The 24,199-nt window shown below is 37.5% G+C and carries 20 protein-coding genes and 2 riboswitches; of the genes, 14 read left to right on the plus strand and 6 right to left on the minus strand.

What is annotated here, in order from left to right; all coding sequences use genetic code 11:
• Positions 1–32: 32 nt before the first annotated feature.
• The 5 genes from F7888_RS17615 to F7888_RS17635 all read right to left on the minus strand — a co-directional run bounded on the left by F7888_RS17615 (position 33) and on the right by F7888_RS17635 (position 5,888).
• Positions 33–665 (minus strand): helix-turn-helix transcriptional regulator, encoded by a 633-nt coding sequence (locus F7888_RS17615; RefSeq protein ID WP_191781755.1) that lies wholly within the window; start codon positions 663–665, stop codon positions 33–35.
• Between the two features lie 184 nt (positions 666–849).
• Positions 850–1,773: an HPr(Ser) kinase/phosphatase gene (hprK, locus tag F7888_RS17620; protein WP_191781757.1), complete on the minus strand. Its 924-nt coding sequence runs from the start codon at positions 1,771–1,773 to the stop codon at positions 850–852.
• Between the two features lie 195 nt (positions 1,774–1,968).
• Entirely contained in the window at positions 1,969–3,141 is a 1,173-nt protein-coding gene (locus F7888_RS17625) for a DUF4317 domain-containing protein (RefSeq protein WP_191781759.1), read from the minus strand.
• Between the two features lie 95 nt (positions 3,142–3,236).
• On the minus strand, positions 3,237–4,751 hold the full coding sequence (locus tag F7888_RS17630) for a glycine betaine uptake BCCT transporter (RefSeq protein WP_191781761.1): 1,515 nt from the start codon (positions 4,749–4,751) through the stop codon (positions 3,237–3,239).
• A 228-nt stretch (positions 4,752–4,979) separates the two neighbouring features.
• Positions 4,980–5,888, minus strand: a complete 909-nt coding sequence (locus F7888_RS17635) for a LysR family transcriptional regulator (RefSeq protein ID WP_191781763.1) — start codon at positions 5,886–5,888, stop codon at positions 4,980–4,982.
• 125 nt (positions 5,889–6,013) lie between these two features.
• Between F7888_RS17635 and ald the strand changes: the two genes are divergently transcribed.
• Genes ald through F7888_RS17655 form a run of 4 tightly spaced genes read left to right on the plus strand, consistent with a single transcriptional unit; the run spans position 6,014 to position 9,680 of the window.
• Positions 6,014–7,144 carry an alanine dehydrogenase gene (gene ald / locus F7888_RS17640; protein WP_191781765.1) on the plus strand — a complete coding sequence of 377 codons (1,131 nt, stop codon included), beginning with the start codon at positions 6,014–6,016 and terminating at the stop codon, positions 7,142–7,144.
• 13 nt (positions 7,145–7,157) lie between these two features.
• Entirely contained in the window at positions 7,158–7,988 is an 831-nt protein-coding gene (gene dat, locus F7888_RS17645) for a D-amino-acid transaminase (protein WP_191781767.1), read from the plus strand.
• Between the two features lie 47 nt (positions 7,989–8,035).
• Positions 8,036–8,737, plus strand: coding sequence for a gamma-glutamyl-gamma-aminobutyrate hydrolase family protein (locus F7888_RS17650; RefSeq protein WP_191781770.1), 702 nt, complete (start codon positions 8,036–8,038; stop codon positions 8,735–8,737).
• A gap of 13 nt (positions 8,738–8,750) precedes the next feature.
• Complete coding sequence (locus F7888_RS17655) at positions 8,751–9,680, plus strand: dipeptidase (RefSeq protein WP_191781772.1); 930 nt, start codon at positions 8,751–8,753, stop codon at positions 9,678–9,680.
• On the opposite strand, the gene F7888_RS23105 is transcribed toward F7888_RS17655, so the two are convergent.
• Positions 9,677–10,054 carry a DUF3899 domain-containing protein gene (locus F7888_RS23105; protein ID WP_225228872.1) on the minus strand — a complete coding sequence of 126 codons (378 nt, stop codon included), beginning with the start codon at positions 10,052–10,054 and terminating at the stop codon, positions 9,677–9,679. The genes F7888_RS17655 and F7888_RS23105 overlap by 4 nt on opposite strands.
• A gap of 89 nt (positions 10,055–10,143) precedes the next feature.
• Between F7888_RS23105 and F7888_RS17665 the strand changes: the two genes are divergently transcribed.
• From F7888_RS17665 to F7888_RS17710, 10 genes are all read left to right on the plus strand, one after another.
• Positions 10,144–11,808 (plus strand): peptide ABC transporter substrate-binding protein, encoded by a 1,665-nt coding sequence (locus F7888_RS17665; RefSeq protein WP_191781775.1) that lies wholly within the window; start codon positions 10,144–10,146, stop codon positions 11,806–11,808.
• Positions 11,809–11,920: 112 nt separating this feature from the next.
• A complete protein-coding gene (locus F7888_RS17670; protein ID WP_191781778.1) occupies positions 11,921–12,856 on the plus strand; it encodes an ABC transporter permease in 936 nt (311 codons plus the stop codon).
• Entirely contained in the window at positions 12,853–13,926 is a 1,074-nt protein-coding gene (gene opp3C, locus F7888_RS17675) for an oligopeptide ABC transporter permease (RefSeq protein WP_191781780.1), read from the plus strand. Before F7888_RS17670 ends, opp3C begins: the two co-directional genes overlap by 4 nt.
• A 10-nt stretch (positions 13,927–13,936) precedes the next feature.
• Positions 13,937–14,956 carry an ABC transporter ATP-binding protein gene (locus F7888_RS17680; RefSeq protein ID WP_191781782.1) on the plus strand — a complete coding sequence of 340 codons (1,020 nt, stop codon included), beginning with the start codon at positions 13,937–13,939 and terminating at the stop codon, positions 14,954–14,956.
• Positions 14,956–15,921 carry an ABC transporter ATP-binding protein gene (locus F7888_RS17685; protein WP_191781784.1) on the plus strand — a complete coding sequence of 322 codons (966 nt, stop codon included), beginning with the start codon at positions 14,956–14,958 and terminating at the stop codon, positions 15,919–15,921. The genes F7888_RS17680 and F7888_RS17685 overlap by 1 nt, the downstream gene beginning before the upstream one ends.
• Before the next feature lie 129 nt (positions 15,922–16,050).
• A complete protein-coding gene (locus F7888_RS17690) occupies positions 16,051–17,013 on the plus strand; it encodes an AAA family ATPase (protein WP_191781786.1) in 963 nt (320 codons plus the stop codon).
• Positions 17,013–18,230 carry a DUF58 domain-containing protein gene (locus F7888_RS17695; RefSeq protein WP_191781788.1) on the plus strand — a complete coding sequence of 406 codons (1,218 nt, stop codon included), beginning with the start codon at positions 17,013–17,015 and terminating at the stop codon, positions 18,228–18,230. The genes F7888_RS17690 and F7888_RS17695 overlap by 1 nt, the downstream gene beginning before the upstream one ends.
• Positions 18,227–20,425: a transglutaminase TgpA family protein gene (locus F7888_RS17700; protein ID WP_191781790.1), complete on the plus strand. Its 2,199-nt coding sequence runs from the start codon at positions 18,227–18,229 to the stop codon at positions 20,423–20,425. The genes F7888_RS17695 and F7888_RS17700 overlap by 4 nt, the downstream gene beginning before the upstream one ends.
• 31 nt (positions 20,426–20,456) lie before the next feature.
• A riboswitch (purine riboswitch) is annotated at positions 20,457–20,558 on the plus strand.
• Between the two features lie 145 nt (positions 20,559–20,703).
• Positions 20,704–22,242: a glutamine-hydrolyzing GMP synthase gene (guaA, locus tag F7888_RS17705; RefSeq protein ID WP_191781792.1), complete on the plus strand. Its 1,539-nt coding sequence runs from the start codon at positions 20,704–20,706 to the stop codon at positions 22,240–22,242.
• An 89-nt stretch (positions 22,243–22,331) separates the two neighbouring features.
• Positions 22,332–22,433, plus strand: a riboswitch (purine riboswitch).
• A 119-nt stretch (positions 22,434–22,552) separates the two neighbouring features.
• Complete coding sequence (locus F7888_RS17710) at positions 22,553–23,848, plus strand: NCS2 family permease (RefSeq protein ID WP_191781794.1); 1,296 nt, start codon at positions 22,553–22,555, stop codon at positions 23,846–23,848.
• Positions 23,849–24,199 lie beyond the last annotated feature (351 nt).

A 24,199-nucleotide genomic window follows, 5' to 3' on the forward strand; every position in this document is an offset into this window, starting at 1 on the left:
GGCAACTAGGGTGTTGTTGTATTCTACTTATACTAAGCTAAATCAAAGATGAACTTACAATGGTCATCGCCTTCTGTTTTGCAGCAGATTCTGCGGACATTGTCAGTTTCAAGGACATTTTTAAACATATTGGTTTCACATCGACAAGCCATTTTGAATTCCTGTGCGACTGAGTCAATGGGACAGTTATATTCAATTAGTTCGAAGGATTTTTCATCTAATTGATTGACACTTGCCATATATCCTTTTTCATTTTGGATCTGTGCGATTTTATTTATTTTTTCAGTGATAGATGACGAGTGTTGAATACGATTTCTATATTCCTGAGTAAGGCGATCTTCCCTTTTCTTGAACAGAAGCTCTACAGACTCTTCACCGTGAATTTCTTTAATATCCTTAAGGAAATCAAGTGTAATGCTTTCATAGTTTCTGGGGAAAAGATTTTCTCCTTTTTCAGTCAAAGAGTATTTTTGTAGGGGACGGCCCATAGGCTGTTTGATCTCTATCGATTTAATTAAGTCGTCTTTTTCTAGAATGGCGAGATGCTTTCTAACGGCCATATGAGTAATATGAAGATGCCCAATAAGATCACTTACTGACAAAGAAACTTCTTTTTTAAGTAGCTCTAGTATATGATCCCTCGGACTTACTTTATTTTTAGTCATACTATTCACCTCTCTTCTTTGAAAATAAAAAAAGTGTCGATAAAAGCGGCACTTATTCAAGGACTCTCTATTGATTTATAAATATTATACCAAAAAGTATAATATATTGGAAAGAAGATGCTCAAGTAAATAGAAAGAGCCCCCACAGGAGGGTTCAGCTCCAGTGGAGGCTTGGGGAAGAGATCTAGTCTAAGAACTCTGGCTCAAGCCGCTTCATAAATTCCTCGGCAGCACTGTAGCCTTGCTGCTTCAGGAGCCAGTTATTAGCAGCTGCTTCGATTAATCCGGCGACATCACGCCCTGGTTGCAGCTGGATTTCAATATGAGGAATTTGAACGTCCATATATTCAGTGAATTTGGCCTCATGTTCTAACTCATTATTGAGAGAATCCTTCTCCCATTTTGTTAATTCAATATCTAGTGCAATCCTTGTTTCATCCTGGAATGCCTTTCTACCATACAAACGCACGACATTAATAAGGCCGATACTGCGTAATGAGATGAATTCCTTCGTTTTTTCGTCATGGGTACCAAGTATGGTTCGTGGACTAAGCTTTTTTAAGACGACAATATCATCAGCGACTAGCCTATGCCCTCTCCCTATTAACGTGTGTGCGATTTCGCTTTTACCAACACCAGATTTTCCTCGAATTAAGATCCCCATTCCATATACATTGATGCAAACGCCGTGTATGGCTATTTCAGGAGCTAGTTTTTTTACCATAAATTCATCAAGCTTAGTGATAAATTCAGATGTTGATTGAGGTTCTTCTGTACATAACAGAGGGATACCTTCTTCTATACAGTATTGTGTTAAATAGGTGAGACCTTCTTGACCAGCCGTAACGATAAAACAAGGAGGATGGTATTTCACAATATTACTTATTCTTAGTTGACGTTCCTCTAAACTTAATTTATGTAAATATGTGATCTCTTTTCGTCCGAGTATTTGAATTCGTTCAGTCGGGAAAAAGTCAAAGTGACCAACAAATTCCAAACCAGGGCGATGTGAACGAGGTTGAATTATTTCTTGTTGTAATTGCTTCTCTCCACATAAGACCTTCAATGAAAAACGTTGAACGATATGTTCGACTATAAGTGTTTTCAAGCTTATGATACACTCCTTTCCACGAGACATGCTTTTGTCAATATAGTTGAGAATCGGTATGTTGTTAATCTTATTTAATCATATATGATATTTATCGTAGATGAACTACAATATGTTAATTTTCAATGAAAAATGTTACTTTATAAAGCCACAACATGAGTACACTCCGCGTCTGTGGAAGTCAAAGTGCAGCGTCTAATTCTCACCAAATGCCTCAGGAATCATGGTGAAGCCCTCAATGACGGTGTCTTCTTCAACTTCAATCATTAGATATCTCTTGCCACTGAACTGAACTTGCTTCACATATCTTAGATCTGGTGGGCTTATTGAGATGTTTGCTATTTTGGTACTAATTTTGATCGATTTTGATGAGAATTTTGGGACCACGCTTGCTGCTTTAATCTCATATTTGTCATCATCAATGATTTTTTGAAAGGCGGATTCTACCTTTTCTTGATTAACATCTTCAATTCCACTCATCTTTAATACACGTTCAACATCCTTTGTAGCTAATGTTGGTTGTTCTTCCTCTTCATTCTCTACGATCATCCGGTGAATTTCTTCATACACATTGGTGAGAGTAGAGGTATTTAACTGATCACCTGTCACGTCCTTAATAATTTCCTCAAAAACGATTTTATCATCCATCGCGGTCATTGTTTCTTCGCCATTAAGTACATCCTCAATGAATTGGTGATCAGGCTCGTGGACTTTCCCAGCAGAATAGAGAATGTGGTTCACGTCAGCTGCATGATCGGAGAAGCAAGGGAAAAGAAATCCGCCAATCGGAGCATTAAGGTTAATAATAGGATCTACCACGAAATTATATTTGAACTCTCGTTGAACATAGTCAAATAGCAACTCTTTTTTTGGTTCCTGCGTGTTATTTATACTACATAGTATAAAGGGGTGTGAGTAGACGGTATCACGTTCACTTTGCTCAGCCTCTTCATTTCTACGCTTTGTTGGCTTTAAATATTCTGCTTTAATAAATGTCACAACTATATCTTTTTCGTACTGTCGATTCAACAGCATTTTTTCAACAATCTTCAGCATTTGCTCGATCCAATCATCAATCTCACTAGTAAGTAAGCCTTGATGCAGTATAAGCTGACTGTTATTTTCAACATCACGTTGAAACTTCAATTCGAACAGCTTCTCATCTAATTGACCTGCAAGTAATTTCTTGAAATTCGTCATAAATAGCTCTTGTTGATCTTGATCTAGCATTTCGAAAGGCTGACTTTGGTGATGATAGATCTCACTTGTTTCCTTCATAATGTATACGTTAAAGATGTCGGAGATTTTTAGTAAATCATTATTTATTTTGAATTGTTTTCGAATGTGTGCGATGTCTTTTTTGTTCACGATTTCCTACACTCCTAAATTTCCCGAATTTGCCTCCTTTATTTTAACATAGATAAAAAAAGAACCCTACTCATGAAACGAGTAAGGTTTGAAACTTAAGCTTTTTTCTCTTTTCTTTTTGGCTTGAAATAAAGGCCAAGCTCTTTCTTCTCTTTGGTTAAAGAACGGTAAAGAGAAAGCATCATGAATAGTATAATGAATGAAAAAGGAAAAGCAGCGATGACTAATGCATTCTGGAGTCCTTGTAATCCACCACTATATAGTAAGATTAATGCAACTGTGGACTGAGCAATTCCCCATGTTAGCTTAACGTTATTTGGCGGTGTTAATGAACCATAAGTCGTTTGCATTCCAAGCACAAACGTTGCAGAATCAGCAGACGTGATAAAAAATGTACTAACTAACAAAATAGCTATAATCGATAAGATGATTGAACCAGGCATATGATTGAAAATAGCAAATAAAACTTCCTCTGTTGCAAATTGAGTTAAATCAATTCCGGATTTTTGTGTTTCAATCGCCGAGGTTCCAAATGTAGCGAACCATAAAAAACTGACAAGCGTAGGTAACAATAGGACGCCAATCATAAATTCACGAATCGTTCTACCGCGTGAAACACGGGCAATAAATATCCCAACAAAAGGTGACCACGAAATCCACCATGCCCAGTAGAAAATCGTCCAACCGTTGATCCATGAGCGATGATCTTCATTTAGTGGAGCGATTCGGAAGCTCATGTTGATAATGTTTTGTATGTACCCACCGAGTGAATCTGTGAACATATCTAAAATGAGAATCGTAGGACCTATAAAGAACATTAATGCAAATAGAATAATCGCTAATACCATATTCGTATTACTTAAATATTTGATCCCTTTACCCAATCCTGTTGAAGCAGAGATCATAAATAAAACTGTCACTATAGCAATGATGATAAATTGAACCAAGAAATTATTAGGAATTCCAATTAAATATGATAAGCCACCATTAATTTGTGCAGCCCCAAAGCCTAAAGTTGTAGCAACCCCAACTACTGTCGCAAATACGGCTAAGACATCAACTACCGTACCTAGTGGACCTTCCATGCTTTTTCCAAATACAGGCTTAAGTGTCGCAGAAATTAAACCAGGTTCATCTTTTCTGAACTTATAGTAGGCAAGCGCTAATGCAACGATTGCATAGATTGCCCATGCATGGATTCCCCAGTGGAAAAAGGTATATCTCATGGCTTCCTTATTAGCTGCTGTTGATCCACCTTCAGCTAATGGTGGTGCTAAAAAGTGTGAAAGTGGTTCTGCAGCTCCCCAGAACACAAGCCCGATACCCATACCTGCACTAAAGAGCATCGCAAACCATGAAGCCTTCGTAAATTCAGGCTCCTCATCTGGTTTTCCTAGTTTAATTAAGCCAACGGGGCTAAATATAAGAAAGATACAAAAAATCAAGATAATGGTAACTAAAATGAGATAATACCAACCGAATGTTGAAGTAATAAAGGCCTGTATATTATCAGTAATTCCTTCAAATCTGTTTGGTGTAATGAATCCAAAAGCAACTGCAACAAAAACAATTGCAAGTGTAATCCAAAACACATTTGATATTTTTTTCACTACTCAAGTCCCCCTCTGTAATAGACTTAACATTATATTTCACTGGTATATATTTGTAAAGAAAGACGGTCTATTAGGCTTCCTTAATACTAACCATATTCACTTCCAAATGTGTAAAAAGAGAGATTAAGTCCATTTAATATGATATGGATTTCATTTGTTAATTATCCCAAAATACTTTTTTGCTTTTTAATGGCTCAAAGCAAATAGGTTAAGGATCGCGTGTCCTTAACCAATATGGAATTCATAATCAATGTGAATTTTTTTTATGAGAAAATCAACAAAGTCTTTTAATGCTCCGTCTATTTTTGTCTCTTTTAGAAAAATTAATTGAAACGGTCGACTCATTTGTGGGAGTTCAGTAATTTTGACGATATTTAATTGCTTGAAGGTTAATTCTTCTTCAATTGAAAATCTAGGTAGGATGCCAATTCCCATTTCTTTTTTGACCATTTGTTTAACAAGCTCAATATTGTCTGCTTCTAATACAACATTTGGCTTAACATTAACACTATTAAAAGCGTTGCTAATGAGAGTCCAATCTAGTGAACCACGATTGAAAAGAATGAGGTTTTCCTTTGCTACTTCTTTGACTGTGACGCTTTCTTTTGCTGCAAACGGATGGTTAGGATAAATGACGAGCACCATTTCATCATCAAATAAATGTATTCGTTCAATTAATGGGTGGCTTACGGAGCGCGAAATGCCTATGGTTACTTGATGATTCAATACCATATCAAGAACATTATGTGAATGTCCTGTATGGACCACAAGCTTTACGTTAGGATATTCTTTATGGAAATCTTTAATCAAAGTGGGTAAGACGTAATTTGTGACGGTTAAGACGGATGAAATTTTCAGATCAATTTCAGTACTGTTTTTATTTTGCTGAATAGCAAGAATGCCATCCTGCATGTTTTGTAGAACGGTTTTGGCAAAGGGGAGAAAGGTTTCGCCTTCCTTCGTTAAAATCACGTTTTTTCCATTACGGTTAAATAATTGGTAGCCAATTTCATTTTCTAATGTTTTAATACGCGCACTTACAGAGGGTTGCGAAATAAAGAGTATTTCGCCTGCTTTGCTGAAATTACCTGTCAAAGAAACATAAATAAATGCCTCGATTTGCTCTATATTCATAGAAAAACCCCTTAGTATTAATAATTTGGATAGGTAACATAGAAAAGTTTGATTGGAATAAATCTTAACAATGAATTAACTTTATATTTAAAATATATCAAATTATTTGATTGGAGAGAAGATAGATGAAGATTGGAATTCCAAAAGAGATAAAGAATAACGAGAATCGTGTCGCATTGACTCCTGCTGGAGCAGATACGCTCATTAGAAATGGTCATTCCATTTTAATAGAAACTACTGCGGGAATAGGGAGCGGGTTTAGTGATGATGAGTATGCTAAAGTTGGCTGTGATATTGTCTTAAGCGCTGAAGAGGTTTGGAATCAATCGAATCTTATTATGAAAGTGAAGGAACCAATTTCAGAAGAATATCAATATTTTAGAGAAAATCTCATATTATTTACATATCTCCATTTAGCTGCGGAGAAGGAATTAACAGAGGCTTTGTTGAATAGTGGTATTACAGCTATTGCATATGAGACTATTCAATTACAAAATGGTTCATTGCCTTTATTAACGCCAATGAGTGAGGTTGCAGGAAGAATGGCCCCACAAATTGGTGCTCAGTTTCTAGAGAAATCTAGAGGCGGAAAAGGGATGCTTCTAGCCGGAGTCCCAGGTGTAGCACGAGGGAAAGTGACAATCATCGGAGGAGGCGTAGTTGGTACAAACGCTGCCAAAATGGCGATTGGTCTTGGAGCGGAGGTAACCATTCTGGATTTAAATCCAGAACGTTTACGTCAATTAGACGATTTGTTTGGAAATCAGGTGCAAACAATGATGTCAAATCCGTTGAACATTGCAAGTGCTGTTGAGCAATCTGATTTAGTGATTGGTGGAGTATTAATCCCTGGTGCAAAGGCTCCACGGCTAGTAACAGAGGAAATGATAAGAAGAATGAGTCCCGGCTCAGTCATCGTCGATGTTGCTATTGATCAAGGTGGAATCTTTGAAACGATTGACCGAATGACGACGCATGACAATCCAACGTATATTAAGCACGATATCGTTCACTATGCAGTAGCGAATATGCCTGGTGCAGTACCAAGAACATCGACTATTGCATTAACGAACTCTACGGTTGCTTATGCTTTAATGTTGGCGAATTCTCCAGAAGAAGCGATCAAAAACAATGCTCCATTAGCTAGTGGGGTAAATGTAATGAAAGGTCAGTTATTAAATAAAGCAGTGGCAGAATCCCTTGGTCTTGAATATAAGCCATTGGAAGACTTAGATAAAAATGTAGTTAATGCATAAAAGAGGTGATTTGATGAGTATCGGATTTTTTAATGGTGAATTTATTGATATCGACAAAGCTGTCATTCCAATTGATGAGCGAGGTCATCAATTTGGTGATGGTGTTTATGAAGTGGTGAAGGTGTATAATGCTAAGCCTTTTCTAATTGATGCGCATTTAGAACGATTTGAAAAGAGCGCTTCTAATATTTCAATTAAGCTACCTTATTCCCTTGATGAGCTTAAAAAGCTAATTCTAGAAGTGATTGAACGATCAGGAATAAAAGATGCAGAGGTTTATTTTCAAGTAACAAGAGGTATTGCCCCAAGAAATCATTTGTTTCCAAACGTAGAACCTTCCTTTACTTTAACGGTGAAGCCTGCAAGAAAGGTTCCAGAGCAAAGCTATGAGCATGGAGTTCAAACGGTGATTGCTGAAGACGACCGTTGGGCAAAATGCCACATTAAATCGTTGAATTTGTTACCGAATATTTTAGCGAAGCAAAATGCTGTTGAGGCAGGGAGTTTCGAAGCCATCTTTGAAAAGGACGGATTCATTGCCGAAGGAACGAGTAGTAATGTGTTTGTTGTAAAGGATAAAGTGCTTTACACAACTCCTCTAACAAGTAATATCCTTCCGGGGATTACAAGAGCAGCTGTATTGCAAATTGCTAGAGAAAAAGGGATTGAAGTGAAGGAGGAAAAGTTCACGAAAGACTTTTTGCTAAATGCAGATGAAGCATTCATTACAAGTACATCCGTTGAGCTGCTGCCTATTCGTTCTGTTGATGGTCATTTAATTGGTGATGGTGCACCAGGCGCCATTACTAAGGCTTTGCACCAGTCCTTTAAGGCAATGTGTTAGTCCATCCAAGTACTGCCAAGGCTATTTAGAAAAAGGGGGAGAGGTTTGTGACAAAACCTATAATAGGGATCACTTCTCATGTGGAGTTAGATTATAAACATAGTCTTTCAAATGATTATGTTGAAGCAGTCATACAAGCTGGTGGGATACCTGTCATTTTACCTATTGGCATTGATTCAGATGTAGCGGTGTTACTCGAAAAGATTGATGGGCTTATTGTCACTGGTGGAGGGGATATTGATCCTATGCTGTTTGGTGAAGAGCCACATCCAAAATTAGGAATGATCTCACCAGGCAGAGATAGCTTTGAAATTGCCATCATTGAACAAGCCCTTGCTGCTAATAAGCCTATATTAGCTATTTGTCGAGGAATCCAAATTCTTAATATCACTGTAGGTGGAGATATGTACCAGGACATCTACAGCCAAATGGAAGAACCACTATTACAACATAGTCAAAAGGCCACACGTACTCATCTTGCACATAAAGTAAGTGTGACTGAAGGGAGTTTACTAGAAGATATAGCTGGTCAATCTACATTTAATGTTAATACATATCACCATCAAGCTGTAAGGAATGTACCCAAGCCACTAATAGTTTCTGGACGGGCGTCAGACGGGATTATTGAAGCGATTGAAAGTACAGAGCATACCTTCGTTTTAGGATTACAATGGCATCCAGAGCCTCTTGCGGTAAGTGGAAATAAAATAGCGATTCAAATATTCGATAGATTTATCAAAAGTTGTTAAAGGGGGAAGGGATATGAAGATAATCGACTTACACTGTGATGCTTTACTAAAGCTGTACGAAGCCAAAGGTAATCTTAGTTACACAGATTCAGAGGAATTGGACACGAATTTCAATCGTCTCAAAAAAGGTGAAATTATGGTCCAATGTTATGCGGTGTTTATCTATCCGGAAATGAAATCTGATGAGAAGTTTCAAATAGCATTGGATCAAATTGATTATTTTTATAACGAAGTACTAGCCAAAAATCCCGATATGAAACACATCAAGGATTGGGAGGATTTCTCTCGTTTACAAGAAGGCGAAATTGGGGCGATGCTTACATTAGAAGGAGTTGATGCCATAGGGAATGACTTTCAAAAGCTTAGAATCTTGTATCAATTAGGTGTCCGTTCTATTGGGTTAACATGGAATAATGCCAATTTAGCAGCAGATGGAGCAGGAGAACCAAGGGGTGCTGGGTTGACAACCTTTGGGAAAGAAATCGTTCAATTTAATAACGAACACCGTATATTAACGGATGTGTCACATCTTTGTGAAAGAGCGTTTTGGGATGTGATTGAGTTAGCAGATTATCCAATTGCTAGTCACTCTAATGCAAGAGCAATTTGCGACCATCGTAGAAATTTATATGATGATCAAGCAAAGGCAATGTTTGCAAAAGGTGGAAGGATCCATGTTGTATATTGCCCTCAGTTTATAACAGCGGATGGAAATGCAACGATTTCAGATTTGATAAAGCATATTGATCATTTCTGTAGTTTAGGTGGAATCAAGCAAATTGGTTTAGGTTCAGACTTTGATGGAATCACAACCAAGGTAAAGGGACTTGAGGACTCATCGACGTATCAAAATCTAATAAATGAACTATTAAAACGATACACTGAAGATGAGGTAAAAGGTTTTGCTTATCAAAACTTTTTGAATTATCTTCCGAAAAATTAATTTATTAGAATGATAGATAGTAATAAACTGACAGCACAATATCCGAAGCCGAATAATAGAATCATTTTAGAAGAAGTGAAATAAGTTCGAAAGTGACTTCTATTCTTCGGGTCTTTCCTTTCGCTTTCTTGTATAACCTGTTCTTTTCTACTAATCGAATGGAAGAATACCTTACAACTATGCAAAAAAGAAGTGAAAAAACCTCCAGAAATGATAGTCATCACAGATCCAATCATTAAAAGGGATAAGCCTATTAAAAACAAAAAATCAGCCCAATTTAGTAAAGATTTATCGAAAAAAATGAATCCGATATAGGAAAATAGTAAGGAAATTAGCCAAAGTAATAACTTGTACAAGGTGGACAGCTCCTTCATAAATTAAAATTTTAGAAAATTATAATTTGTTTGAAAATGTAAGATTGATAAGCTATAATGTTATATAAATTGACATAAGGGGGAACATTATGAAAAATAGAAAAATTCTACCATTTATTCTTTTTGTTTTAATGTTATCTACGATTCTAGCAGGCTGTAATTTTAATTCGGCAAATGAACCAGACACTGACACAGAAACGGAAACTCCGGGCGAGCAAACGGAGACTCCTGGTGACAGTAAACAAGTCTTGAATATTAGTGCAGGTGCTGATATTCCAACACTTGACTCAACTCAAGCGCATGACTTTGTTGCATTTGATGTGTTGAATAATACGACAGAGGGTCTATATCGTCAAGACCAAAATCATCAACCAGAACTAGCGCTTGCTGAGAAACATGATGTAAGCGACGATGGTATTGTACATACATTTACCATTCGTGATGCTGTTTGGAGTAATGGTGAAGCAGTGACTGCACATGATTTTGAATTTGCTTGGAAGCGAGTTTTCGAAACAGCTGGTCCTTATAGTTTTATCTTTGTAACAGCTAACTTAAAGAATGCTGAAGCAATTATGAATGAAGAAGCTGAAGCTGCTGATTTAGGGGTTAAAGCAATTGATGATAAGACATTAGAGGTTACTCTTGAGGCTCCAAACCCTCTATTAGAAACTCTATTAACATTTGCTACGTTCCTTCCACAAAACCAGAAGTTCGTAGAAGAGCAAGGAGATCAATATGCTTTAGAGGCTGAAAATATTCTAGCAAACGGACCATTTAAATTAGTAGAGTGGAAGCAAGAACAAAGTTGGAAATTAGAGAAGAACCCAGAATATTGGGATGCAGCTTCTGTTAAATTAGACGAAGTAAATGTATATGTTGTGAAAGATCCGGCAACAGGTGCAAACCTGTTTGAAAGCAATACCATTGACCGTGTAACATTATCAACTTCGTTAGTTGATCAATACAGTGGCAGTGAAGAATTGCAAATTAATAAACAAGCAGGGATTGTGTTCTTACGTTTCAATCATAATCACCCAGTCTTAAGTAATGAAAATGTACGTAGAGCTGTAGGAATGGCTATTGATCGCGCAGGATTAACAGACGTTATCTTGAAGGATGGATCAACTCCATTGTACGGTGTCGTTCCAGAAGGGTTCTACTACTCACCAGACGGTAAAGATTATCGTGAGTTAAATGGTGACATTAATACAGGTACCATCGAAGAAGCTCAAGCGCTGTTTGAACAGGGGCTAAGCGAAGCGGGTGTTGAAGATTTAACAGTATCTATTAATATTGCAGATTCTGAGGAAATGAAGAAGACTGCTGAATATTTACAAGCACAGCTTCAAGATAATTTACCTGGATTTACTTTAGAACTAAAGGCAGTTCCATTCGCACAACGTCTAGAAATTGAAAAAGCAGTAGATTATGATCTTTCGTTATCTACATGGGGACCAGACTATAGTGACCCAATGACATATTTAGATATGTGGTTAAAAGGTGGATCTGCAAACCGAATGGATTATCATAATCCTGATTTAGATGCACTTGTAAATGAAGCAAGAGCAGAAACAGATAAAGATGCACGCTTTGAGATGCTACTTGGAATTGAAAAGATTTTACTAGAGGAAGATGCTGCAATTGTTCCGTTATATCAAAGCGGTGAAGCAGTCCTACAACGCAGTAAGATCAAGGGTCTTGTTCAACATCCGAGTGGTGCTGACTTAACGTACAAATGGGTAACAATTGAATAAACATCTTGTTTAGAGCAGGGTAAGGGTAGGATGTATCTTATGGTGCATCCTATCCTTTTTTAGAAAGAGAAGAGGACAGTTTGTTATATGTTAACTAAAAAGGGGTGTTCATATGAAAGGTTTTATTTTCAAAAGAATTGGCTTTATGCTAATAACCCTATTTATTGTCGTGTCTGCAACTTTTTTTCTCGTTAAATTTCTTCCTGGAACACCATATACCAATCCTGAAAAGTTAACGGCACAACAACTTGAAATATTGAATGCAAAGTATGGTCTTGATAAACCGTTGGCACTTCAATATGTTCAATATTTAGGGAACCTTGTACAAGGAGATTTAGGGATGTCCTTTCAACAAAAAGGACGAACTGTTTATAGCATGATTAGTGATCGAATTGGACCATCAGCTCTTATTGGGCTACAAGCGCTTATCTTTGGAACATTTGTTGGTCTTGGACTAGGGATTGTTTCAGCGTTAAAGCATAATTCTATTTTAGATTATGGAGCTGTGACGATTGCTGTATTAGGGATGTCGATTCCATCATTCGTGTTTGCTGCTTTACTACAATATTATGTCGGAGTTAAATGGGGGATCTTACCACCTGCCTTATGGGAGAGTTATCAACATACCTTGTTACCTTCATTCGCATTGTCTGTAACGGTCATTGCAACTGTTGCTCGCTTTATCCGAAGTGAAATGCTAGAAGTATTAGGTCAAGATTATGTTATTACGGCCAGAGCAAAAGGAATTAGTGAAGCGGGGATTATTGTAAAGCATGTTGTCAGAAATGCGTTGATTCCAGTTGTAACAATGCTTGGACCACTAGCTGTATCGATTATGACGGGAACACTCGTCATTGAAAAAATCTTTGCCGTGCCAGGCCTTGGTGAGCAATTTACCTTATCTATTTTAGTGTTAGATTACAGCGTAATTATGGGAATAACCCTATTTTATAGTGCTCTCTTTATTTTTGTTGTCTTTATTGTTGATATTCTATATGGAATCCTTGATCCTCGAATTAGCTTCGGAAAGGGAGGGGAACAAGCATGAAGATACAACCAAGCACACAAACGCCTACTCCTGTTAACCTGAACAAAGATCATGCTCAAAACATTGAGGTTGTCCCGCAAGAGATCACAGATGATTTATTTGTACGTGCACCTCTTGATCCAAATAAAAATGAAGAAATCGCTGCACCGTCTGTGTCTTTTTGGAGAGAAGCACTTCAGCGTCTACTGAAGAATAAAGGGGCGGTTATTTCTGCCGTAGTTCTTTTGATTATATCTCTTATTGCTATCATTGGTCCGTCATTCAATGAGTTTTCCTATCGTGATCAAAATATCGTTCATACCAATTTACCACCCAAAGTACCAGGGTTAGAGTGGTTAGGATTTGATGGCAAGGACTCAAAGGGAATTGATCAATATGCTGAAAGAAATATCACAACGAATTATTGGTTTGGGACAGATGAATTTGGTCGTGATCTTTGGACACGTGTATGGAAAGGGACTCAGATTTCTCTATATATCGCATTAGTAGCTGCCTTTTTGGATTTAATTATTGGTGTTATATATGGAGGACTTTCTGCATTTTACGGTGGTCGGACAGATACCGTTATGCAGCGTATTATTGAAGTGTTAATAGGGATACCAAACTTAGTCATAATTATTATGTTTATTTTAATACTTGAGCCAGGAATTACCTCGATTATTTTAGCGATGGTCATCACAGGCTGGGTTGGAATGGCACGTGTTGTCAGGGGGCAGGTCTTACAATTGAAGGGACAAGAATTTGTCTTAGCTTCGCGTACGTTAGGTGCGTCAAATGGCCGTTTAATCTGGAAGCATCTGTTCCCGAATGTCATGGGGCCGATTATTGTAACAGTTATGTTCACAATTCCGACAGCAATCTTTTTTGAAGCGTTTCTAAGCTTTATCGGTTTAGGTCTTCAGGCACCGCTTGCTTCGTTAGGTGTGTTGATTGAGGATGGTTATAAAGCGATGAGATTCTTCACTTATAAATTATTCTTTCCTGCGGTTATCATAAGTGCAACGATGATATGCTTTAATCTATTAGGCGATGGACTTAGAGATGCGCTAGATCCAAAAATGAGGAAATAGGGAGGACAATATGACAAAGCCAATCTTAACTGTTAACAACTTACGAGTTTCATTTGGAAAAGATAAAAATGAAGTGCAGGCTGTCAGAGGTGTTAATTTTTCCCTAAATAAAGGAGAGACCTTAGCCATTGTTGGTGAGTCTGGTTCAGGTAAATCTGTTACAGCCAAGACCATCATGCGCTTATTACCAAAGCATAACACGAGGATTTCCGACGGTGAAATTGTCTATGAAAATAAAAATATATTAAACTTAACTGTTCCTGAAATGCAGGCTATTCGTGGTTCTGAAATATCAATGGTGTTTCAAGATCCGATGACTTCATTAAACCCTACAATGAAAATCGGAAAACAAATCATGGAAGGTCTTAAGAAACATCAAAATATCACGAAAAAAGAAGCGAAAAGTAGAGCAATTGACATGCTGCGACTTGTTGGGATTCCAAATCCAGAAGAGAGAATTGATGCATACCCTCATCAATTCTCCGGCGGGATGAGACAACGTGTTGTCATTGCGATGGCACTTGCTTGTAATCCTAAAGTGTTAATTGCAGACGAACCTACAACTGCATTGGATGTAACAATCCAAGCACAAATCTTGGATTTGATGAGGAGTCTTCAAGAAAAAACAGGGACAGCGATTATCCTCATTACCCATGACCTTGGAGTCGTAGCAAATATGGCGGATCGAGTGGCTGTTATGTATGCAGGTGAAATTGTTGAAATGGGTACGGTTGATGAGATCTTCTACGAGCCTCAGCATCCCTATACCTTGGGATTAATCAAATCTATGCCAAAGCTGCATGCTAGTCGTTCTGATGCTCTTATTCCAATCCCAGGATCACCGCCTGATCTAGCCTATCTTGGCTCAGGATGTCCATTTGCAGAAAGATGTCCATCTACGATGAAGGTATGTCATTACTTTACACCTAAACAAACAGCTATTTCAGATAGCCATTCTGTTTCTTGTTGGCTTCAGGATCAACGTGCGCCTGAGGACTTAGTTCTTGAAACGGTAGGAGGGAGAAGCTAATGAGTCAAGATGTTCTCATTGAGGTTAAGGACTTAGAGAAGCATTTCAAGGTTGGAAAAAATGGGGTTTTACGAGCTATTGATGGATTGAGCTTTTCGATTTATAAAGGGGAAACACTTGGTCTTGTTGGTGAATCTGGCTGTGGGAAATCGACTGTTGGAAGGACAATGGTTCAATTGTATTCTCCAACAAAAGGTGAAATTCTATATAATCAAGAAAATCTCCATAGGAATCAGTCAAAAGCGAACAAGAAAAAGAATAGTAAAAAGATGCAAATGATTTTTCAGGATCCCTATTCTTCATTGAATCCTCGATTAACGGTTGAGGAGATTATTTCAGAAGGCTTGCTAATCCATCACCCGGCAATGTCGAAGGTGGAGAGACAAAGCAAAGTTATTGATATTCTAGAAAAAGTAGGGCTAAATCAAAAGCATGCAAGTCGTTATCCCCATGAATTTAGCGGTGGGCAGAGGCAACGTATCGGGATAGCTAGAGCTCTAGCGGTCAACCCTGAATTTATCGTTGCTGATGAACCGATTGCTGCTTTAGATGTGTCAATTCAAGCGCAAATTGTAAATCTATTAAAACAGCTCCAGGAGGAACAAGGGTTAACATACCTTTTCATTGCCCATGATTTGTCGATGGTGAAGCATATTAGTGATCGAATTGCGGTGATGTATTTAGGGAAGATGGTCGAGTTGGCTGATAGTGAGACATTGTATGAGAAACCGCTTCATCCTTATACCGAGGCGTTATTATCTGCTATTCCATTACCAGACCCTAACCTAGAAAGACAGCGAGAGCGAATTATCTTAAAAGGTGATGTTCCTAGTCCTACAAACATTCCAGCAGGTTGTAGATTTTGTTCGCGATGCCCAAAGGCGATGGATATTTGTTCAGTGAAAGAACCAACATGGCAAGAAGTAGAGCCAAATCATTTTGTTGCTTGTCATTTATTTGAGTAAAAGAGGTGGGGAATATTTCCTACCTCTTTTCTGTTTGATTTTTACAAAAATTAAAGGTTTTTATAGGATTTTCTCGAATGTTATAGGTAATTAAGATTAATTGAAAAGTAGTTTATTGGGGGGAATTAGATGGTACAGCTTGAAACGCAGCATCCAGTATTAGGAAGAGTTATAGAAAATATTGAACGTGTAATGATTGGAAAAAAAGATGTCGCGACTCTAAGCTTGGTTGCTTTATTAGCTGAAGGTCATGTGTTATTAGAGGATGTACCAGGTGTTGGAAAGACGATGATGGTACGAGCGTTAGCGAAGTCGGTTAGTGCAGATTTTAAACGACTTCAATTCACACCAGACTTATTACCATCAGATGTGACTGGGGTTTCTATTTATAACCCGAAGGAACAACAATTTGAATTTAGAGCGGGTCCTATTATGGGCAATATTGTTCTTGCTGATGAAATAAATCGTACCTCACCGAAGACTCAATCAGCTTTACTCGAAGGCATGGAAGAAAGCAGTGTAACAGTTGATGGTGTAACAAGAATGTTACCAAGACCCTTCTTTGTTATGGCTACACAGAACCCTATTGAATATGAGGGAACCTATCCACTACCTGAGGCTCAATTAGATCGCTTCCTTCTTAAGTTAAGAATGGGGTATCCAACCGCATCTGAAGAGCTTGATGTACTTAACCGGGCTGAAAAAATGAAACCAATTAACACGCTGGAATCAGTTATTACAATTGAAGAACTACGTCATCTACAAGAACAAGTAAAGGGAATTTATGTGGATGAAACGATTAAACAATATATTATCGACCTTGTTGGAAGAACGAGAACACATCAATCGATTTATTTGGGATCTAGTCCGAGGGGCTCTATTGCATTAATGAAAACCTCACAAGCACTGGCTTTGATTAGTGGGAGAGATTTTGTTCTACCAGATGATGTGAAATTCCTAGCTCAATATGTGTTGCCGCACCGAATTATTCTGAAATCAGAGGCTAAGTTCGAAGGTGCAACGGCAGAGAATGTGATTGCTAAATTAATAGAACGGACACCTGTCCCAGTTCAAAGGTCGCTGAATCGTTAATGAGAACATTCATTAAATTGATCAAACGAGCAGGAAATCTAGGGCTGATTCTGTTTTTAATTGCGTGTACTTTTATTTATGCTATGTTTCAAGGTGGGTTTGTCAGTTGGTTTTTATTTTATAGCTTTCTACCTTTGGGGATCTATTCATTTTTAATGTCTCTCTATTCAATCTCAACAACGGAAGTAAATAGAGTAACGAATCAATCGGAGTATTCTGCTGGAGAAAAACTAGTTGCAACGATTACGATCAAAAGGAAATTCGCTATGCCTATAGTCTATCTCGTTGTAGAAGAAATCCTTCCCTCTGAGCTGAGATATCATGAACAGCGTCACAAATCAAAGGTTCTATTATTCCCATGGTTTAAAAAAGAATTATCCATTCAATATGAAATCGAATCAATTCCTCGAGGTGAGCACATCTTCTCAACGATCCGTCTTAAGACGGGGGATTTGTTCGGATTAGTAGAGAAGGAGGCATTTTATACAATAGAACAAAGATTTTTGGTGTATCCAAAATATTATGACCTTATCTATCGCCAGGTTGAAAGTCGCTTTGAACAAGGGTCAACTGCTTCTAACGTAAATCTACAAAGAGATACGACGATTGCAATAGGGATTAGAGATTATAAACCAGGAGACCGATTTTCTTGGATTGATTGGAAATCTTCAGCTCGCAAAAATGATATTATGACCAAGGAATTTGAACAACAGCAAAGTCATGATGTTGTCGTTTTTCTTGACCGATCACCCTCAAGGGAGTTTGAACAATCTGTCACTTTTTTAGCTTCATTAACTAGAGCTATTCTAAGAAAAGGTGCGCAATTATCACTTGTATCAGTTGGTGACGATCATACAGTCTTTCCTCTAAGAGGCGGAGAAGCTCAGCAACAGCAGATTTATTATCATTTAGCGAAGGTGAAATCTGATAGTTCATCGCCATTTTCTCTTACCATAGAGTCCGAAATGAAGAAAATCTATCAAGTGGCTACCTTTATGTTCGTGACGAATTCACTTACTCCTGATTTAATTCAATCGATGGAGCGGCTTTCGTTTAGGAGAGTCAATCTGCTTGTATTTATTGCGAAAGAAAGAGGGGCACGTCTGTCACGCGAAGAATTAAGTGTTATGGATACTTTGAAAAAGAGAAACGTGATTGTGAAGGTAGTTAATGAAGGGTACTATTCTGATGTGTTTTTCGAGGTGAGTAATTCATGACATCAATGCCAAAGAAAGATGTAGTACAATTTCTATTAAATTTATTTGGTTTTCTATTATTGTGGGAATGGTTAAGGCCGTTAAAGGTTGTTACAGATACGGCAGAACTCTATATCTTTATTGTATTTATCGGGATTTGCTTTATCTTCTCATTCTTAAAAGTAAAAAGTTGGCTTTCAGCGATTTTTAAATTGATTGCTATCTTCATATTATTGAACCATATCTATTTTGGGGATAGTATTTTAGGTTTAAGATGGCTCCCTCTCTTTTTTAGTGATTTAAGCTACAATGTAGGCTTAATGTTTGAAGCAAATTGGATGGAGATGACGAATGTATTCCGGAGTTTTCTCTTTTTTATTTTGCTTTGGCTCATGAGCTATCTCGTTTACTATTGGATGATTGTGCAGAAAAAAATCTTTAGTTTTTTCGCACTTACGATCATTTATATTACCGTCTTAGATACATTTAGCCCATATGATGCCGAGGGAGCGATTGTTCGATCGGTTCTATGTGGTTTCTTGATGCTAGGACTTGTGAATATACAAAGAGTGCTTGGAACTGAAAGAGTAACACACTTCAAAGGAATCGTATCAAAATGGATCATTCCATTGACTGTTGCTATCTTATTCACAACTACAATCGGATATGTAGCTCCAAAGGCCTCTCCACAGTGGCCAGATCCTGTTCCCTTTCTTAAAGGGTACGGAAAGGGGGGAGTCTCACCAGGTGGCGGTAATAGCGTTAAGAAAATAGGGTATGGAACAAATGATTCATATCTGGGCGGTCCCTTTATTGGGGATAACACCCCTGTTTTCCGAGCAGCTGTAGGAAAACGTCATTATTGGAGGGTCGAAACGAAGGATGTATATACAGGTAAAGGCTGGGAAGCATCAAAGAATTATACTGATAACCTATTTACGAACGAAAACGATGTTCTAAGTTGGTTTGAGGCTGGTGCTGATCGTGAGTCGTATGAAGCTGATATTGAGATGTTAAAGGTATATCCTCATATTACTTACCCAACTGGACTTATATCAGTAAGTGGTTTTAGTAACCAGGATTTAACGTATAGTGTGGATCCGGTAACAGAAAAGATTCTTTCATTGCAGGATGAAGAGTCATTTCCATTAGAGAGATATTCTCTTTCTTATGAGCAACCTGTTTATGTGGTTGATGAGGTTAAATCAGTGAATTCTAGGGATGGAAAAGAATTAAATGATGAGTTTTTCCAAGCATACACACAGCTACCTGAGGAATTACCTGAACGAGTGAGAGAACTAGCCGAGGAAATTACGAAGGATCTAACTAATAGATATGATCAAGTGGTTGCTATAGAACGCTACTTCAAAGATGCATCATTTATTTATGAAACAACTGATGTTGCAGTTCCAGGAAGAAATGATGATTATGTGGACCAATTTCTATTTGAAACTCAGGCTGGTTATTGTGATAATTTCTCAACATCAATGGTTGTTTTACTACGGTCATTAGATATTCCGGCACGATGGGTAAAAGGGTATACAGAAGGAACCTATTTGGAAACTCTCAATGAAAATCAACGAGTATTCGAAGTAACGAACAATAATGCTCACTCATGGGTCGAGGTGTATTTTCCCAACTTTGGTTGGATAGAATTTGAACCGACTAAAGGATTCAGTAATCTATCAAACTTTGTATATAACACATCCTCAACAGTCACTAATACAAATACAGATGAAGTGGAAATACAAAGACCAACTCCAGAATTGGTAGAAGAGTCGACACCTGAAATGACTGAAGTAGAACAAAATTCTACAGTGGAATTAGATGAACAAAAAGGACTAATGCTTTCCTGGAAGGATACCTTATTTATAATCCTTACCATTATTCTTGTCGTTTTTGTTTTAGTTAAAACAAGATTACGTTGGTACCCTTTTGTGGCAATTATACGCTTCAAATATCGTAAGGATGATCAAGTATACTTTAAGGCCTATCAGGCACTCTTAACACAGCTTGATCGAGTAGGGTTGAAGCGTAAGGATGGTCAGACGTTAAGAGAATACGCTGCTTATGTGGATAAGTTCTACAGGTCGGAGGATATGCAAAAACTAACACAGAGCTATGAAAAAGCGTTATATCGAAATAATGATGCGAAAAAAGAGTGGGTAGATTCGGCTGAATTATGGGAAAATTTAATCAAAAGAGTATCATCTTGACCGAAAGCTATATCAGATATAGAATTAACTCAAATTGAACATGGTAATCCTTCATATACACTCGATAATATGGATCGAACGTTTCTACCAGATCGCCGTAAATGATCTGACTATGAAGGCAGATTCTCTTTGAGTGTAAAAACTAGAATTCTGCCTGTCTAAGGAATTCTAGTTTTTTATTTAGTTTTACTATTTTCTTTTCTTCTTTTAAATGGATTTTCTTCATTACGGGAATGACTATTCATAATAGAAGTGACAATTTATTTAGAGGTGATGAAATGCAAGGGTTTAATGAAATGATAGTGGTATTAGATTTTGGTAGCCAATATAATCAGCTAATTACACGAAGAATTCGTGAGTTTGGGGTTTACAGTGAATTACACCCACATACGATTACAGCTGAAGAAATTAAAAGTATGAACCCAAAAGGGATTATCTTCTCAGGTGGTCCGAACAGTGTATATGGAGAGAATGCATTTAGCTGTGACGAGGAAATCTTTGAACTAGGGATTCCGATTCTAGGTATCTGTTATGGAATGCAGTTAATGACTAAGCATTTTGGTGGAATCGTTGAAAAGGCAAACCATCGTGAATATGGGAAGGCAACGTTAACTTTAGAGCATGATTCTAAACTGTTCTCAAATCTTCCGAAAGAACAAACGGTATGGATGAGCCACGGCGATTTAGTTGTTGAAACTCCAGCTGGGTTTAGAGTAGATGGGACAAGCCCATCTTGTCCAATTGCGGCGATGAGTGATGAATCTAAAAAGATGTACGGTGTTCAATTCCATCCAGAAGTTAGACATTCTGAGTTTGGAAATGACTTGTTGAAGAACTTCGTCTTTGAAATTTGTGGATCAAAAGAAGAATGGTCAATGGAGAACTTCATTGAAGTTGAGATTGAAAAGATTAGACAATTGGTTGGCGACAAAAAAGTACTTTGTGCATTGAGTGGCGGAGTGGATTCTTCAGTAGTTGCTGTGTTAATACATAAAGCAATTGGCGATCAACTAACATGTATCTTCGTAGATCATGGGTTACTTCGTAAAGATGAAGCTGAAGGAGTAATGAAGACTTTTGCGGATGGTTTCAATATGAATGTAATTAAGGTTGATGCGAAAGAACGTTTCATGGCGAAGCTAAAAGGAGTAAGTGATCCTGAGCAAAAGAGAAAAATCATTGGAAATGAATTTATTTATGTATTTGATGATGAGTCTGCAAAGCTTGAAGGAATTGACTATCTTGCTCAAGGAACATTGTATACAGATATTATTGAAAGTGGTACAGCTACAGCACAAACAATTAAATCACATCATAATGTAGGTGGACTGCCTGAAGATATGCAATTCCAATTAATTGAGCCTTTAAATACACTCTTCAAGGATGAAGTGCGTGCGCTTGGTACCGAATTAGGAATGCCAGATGAAATCGTATGGCGTCAACCGTTCCCAGGTCCAGGACTAGGAATTCGTGTATTAGGTGAAGTAACAGAAGAAAAGCTAGAAATTGTAAAAGAGTCTGATGCTATTTTACGTGAGGAAATCAAAAATGCAGGACTTGAAAGAGATGTTTGGCAATACTTCACGGTACTTCCTGATATCCGTAGTGTTGGAGTTATGGGAGATGCAAGAACATATGATTACACAATTGGAATTAGAGCAGTAACCTCAATTGATGGGATGACTTCTGATTGGGCACGTATCCCTTGGGATGTTCTAGAGAAGATCTCTACTAGAATTGTTAATGAAGTGAATCATATAAATCGTGTGGTTTATGACATTACAAGTAAGCCGCCAGCGACAATTGAGTGGGAATAATATAAAAAAACGAACGAAAGTGGACATTTTGTAAAAAATGTTCGCTTTTTTATTGACGAAAAGCTGTGGTGTTGATACAATCATCTTGTCATTATAATAAAGAAATTCATCGTATAGTATTGGGGATATGGCCCAAAAGTTTCTACCGAGCTACCGTAAATGGCTTGACTACGATTAATAATCCAAAAAAGGGAAGTAGTCTTTCTTTTTTTCTATTATTATTCTTCAAGTCAAGCGTTACGAGAATGCCTCGTAACGTTTTTTGTTTTTTCTAAGGGGTAAAAGAGAGAAAAAGGAGGAATACAGTATTATGAAAAAGTTTTTTGAATTTGAAGCATTAGGGACTAATTATAGAAAAGAATCTGTCGCAGGTTTAACTACATTCCTATCAATGGCATATATCTTATTTGTTAATCCAGATATGCTATCTGCTGCAGGAATGGATAGAGATGCGGTATTCGTTGCAACGGCGTTAGCTGCAGCAATTGGAACCTTATTAATGGGGATAATTGCAAAGTATCCAATAGCCCTAGCTCCAGGTATGGGTCTAAATGCATTCTTTGCTTTCTCAGTTGTTCTTGGAATGGGAGTTCCTTGGCAAACGGCATTATCAGGGGTTTTGGCTTCAGGACTTATTTTTATCATTTTAACTCTAACGGGTGTTCGAGAGAAAATTATTAATTCCATTCCAGCAGAATTAAAATATGCAGTTGGAGCGGGTATTGGTTTATTCATTACGTTTGTCGGATTACAAGGCGCAGAGATTATAAAAGCTGATGAATCTACTCTTGTGGCTTTAGGTGATCTTTCTAGTGGTACTGCGCTGTTAGCAATCTTCGGAGTGGTTTTAACGGTCATTTTAATGGTAAGAGGCATCAATGGTGCGATTTTCATTGGTATGGTTGCAACAGCGATTTTGGGTATGTTGACAAACCAAGTTCAAGTTCCACAGCAAATCGTAAGTTCAATTCCAAGTCTTGCTCCAACATTTGGTGCAGCATTTGATAACTTTGGTGATATCTTCACGATTCAAATGATAGTTGTTATTTTAACTTTCTTATTCGTAGACTTCTTTGATACAGCTGGTACATTAGTGGGAGTAGCAAATCAAGCTGGACTTATGAAGGATAATAAATTACCACGTGCAGGAAAAGCATTATTCGCAGATTCTTCTGCAACTGTTGTTGGTTCGATTCTAGGGACATCAACGACAACTTCTTACATTGAATCATCTGCTGGTGTTGCAGCAGGAGGACGCTCAGGATTTACATCGGTTGTAACAGCAGTGTTATTTTTACTAGCTCTTTTCTTTTCACCGCTTCTTGGTGTTGTGACCTCAGCGGTAACCGCACCAGCATTAATCATTGTTGGAGTATTAATGGTTTCTTCTTTAGGGAAAATCGCTTGGGAGAAATTCGAAGTTGCAGTTCCAGCGTTCTTAACGATTATCGCTATGCCGCTTACTTATAGTATTGCAACTGGTATTGCGATCGGATTTATCTTTTATCCAATCACAATGATCGTTAAAGGAAGAGCAAAAGAAATTAATCCAATTATGTATGGGTTGTTTGTTATCTTTGTACTATATTTTATCTTCTTAGTATAAAAATAAAATAACTTATATAATAGAAACTTCATAGAAAATTCAAGGATGACGGTCGATTAGATTGTCATCCTTTTTATGTGGATTATTTTACCACTGATTTTTTGTTGACTCTGGGGATTTGAATTGGTATAGTTAGTTGGTCGCTGTTACAAACAACATTTACTTTTAAAAGAAAAGAAAATAACTTGTTGACAACACGATTGAAAAAGTGATATTATAACTAAGCCGCTTTAAAAGGCGAAAAAAGTTCTTTGAAAACTGAACACAATAAACAAGCGTCAACGTTTTATCAAGTAACAAATTATTGAGCAATCAATACTCTTTTTGGAGAGTTTGATCCTGGCTCAGGAT

The organism is Litchfieldia stipae, assembly GCF_014837155.1.
Taxonomy (GTDB): domain Bacteria; phylum Bacillota; class Bacilli; order Bacillales; family Bacillaceae_L; genus Litchfieldia.

What these genes read in the sequence shown, in the direction of transcription:
- F7888_RS17615 (WP_191781755.1), bottom strand. Translation starts at nt 665, where the DNA reads ATGACTAAAAATAAAGTAAGTCCGAGGGATCATATACTAGAGCTACTT.
- F7888_RS17635 (WP_191781763.1), bottom strand. Translation starts at nt 5,888, where the DNA reads ATGAATATAGAGCAAATCGAGGCATTTATTTATGTTTCTTTGACAGGT.
- ald (WP_191781765.1), top strand. Translation starts at nt 6,014, where the DNA reads ATGAAGATTGGAATTCCAAAAGAGATAAAGAATAACGAGAATCGTGTC.
- dat (WP_191781767.1), top strand. Translation starts at nt 7,158, where the DNA reads ATGAGTATCGGATTTTTTAATGGTGAATTTATTGATATCGACAAAGCT.
- F7888_RS17655 (WP_191781772.1), top strand. Translation starts at nt 8,751, where the DNA reads ATGAAGATAATCGACTTACACTGTGATGCTTTACTAAAGCTGTACGAA.
- F7888_RS23105 (WP_225228872.1), bottom strand. Translation starts at nt 10,054, where the DNA reads ATGAAGGAGCTGTCCACCTTGTACAAGTTATTACTTTGGCTAATTTCC.
- F7888_RS17665 (WP_191781775.1), top strand. Translation starts at nt 10,144, where the DNA reads ATGAAAAATAGAAAAATTCTACCATTTATTCTTTTTGTTTTAATGTTA.
- F7888_RS17670 (WP_191781778.1), top strand. Translation starts at nt 11,921, where the DNA reads ATGAAAGGTTTTATTTTCAAAAGAATTGGCTTTATGCTAATAACCCTA.
- opp3C (WP_191781780.1), top strand. Translation starts at nt 12,853, where the DNA reads ATGAAGATACAACCAAGCACACAAACGCCTACTCCTGTTAACCTGAAC.
- F7888_RS17680 (WP_191781782.1), top strand. Translation starts at nt 13,937, where the DNA reads ATGACAAAGCCAATCTTAACTGTTAACAACTTACGAGTTTCATTTGGA.
- F7888_RS17685 (WP_191781784.1), top strand. Translation starts at nt 14,956, where the DNA reads ATGAGTCAAGATGTTCTCATTGAGGTTAAGGACTTAGAGAAGCATTTC.
- F7888_RS17690 (WP_191781786.1), top strand. Translation starts at nt 16,051, where the DNA reads ATGGTACAGCTTGAAACGCAGCATCCAGTATTAGGAAGAGTTATAGAA.
- F7888_RS17695 (WP_191781788.1), top strand. Translation starts at nt 17,013, where the DNA reads ATGAGAACATTCATTAAATTGATCAAACGAGCAGGAAATCTAGGGCTG.
- F7888_RS17700 (WP_191781790.1), top strand. Translation starts at nt 18,227, where the DNA reads ATGACATCAATGCCAAAGAAAGATGTAGTACAATTTCTATTAAATTTA.
- guaA (WP_191781792.1), top strand. Translation starts at nt 20,704, where the DNA reads ATGCAAGGGTTTAATGAAATGATAGTGGTATTAGATTTTGGTAGCCAA.
- F7888_RS17710 (WP_191781794.1), top strand. Translation starts at nt 22,553, where the DNA reads ATGAAAAAGTTTTTTGAATTTGAAGCATTAGGGACTAATTATAGAAAA.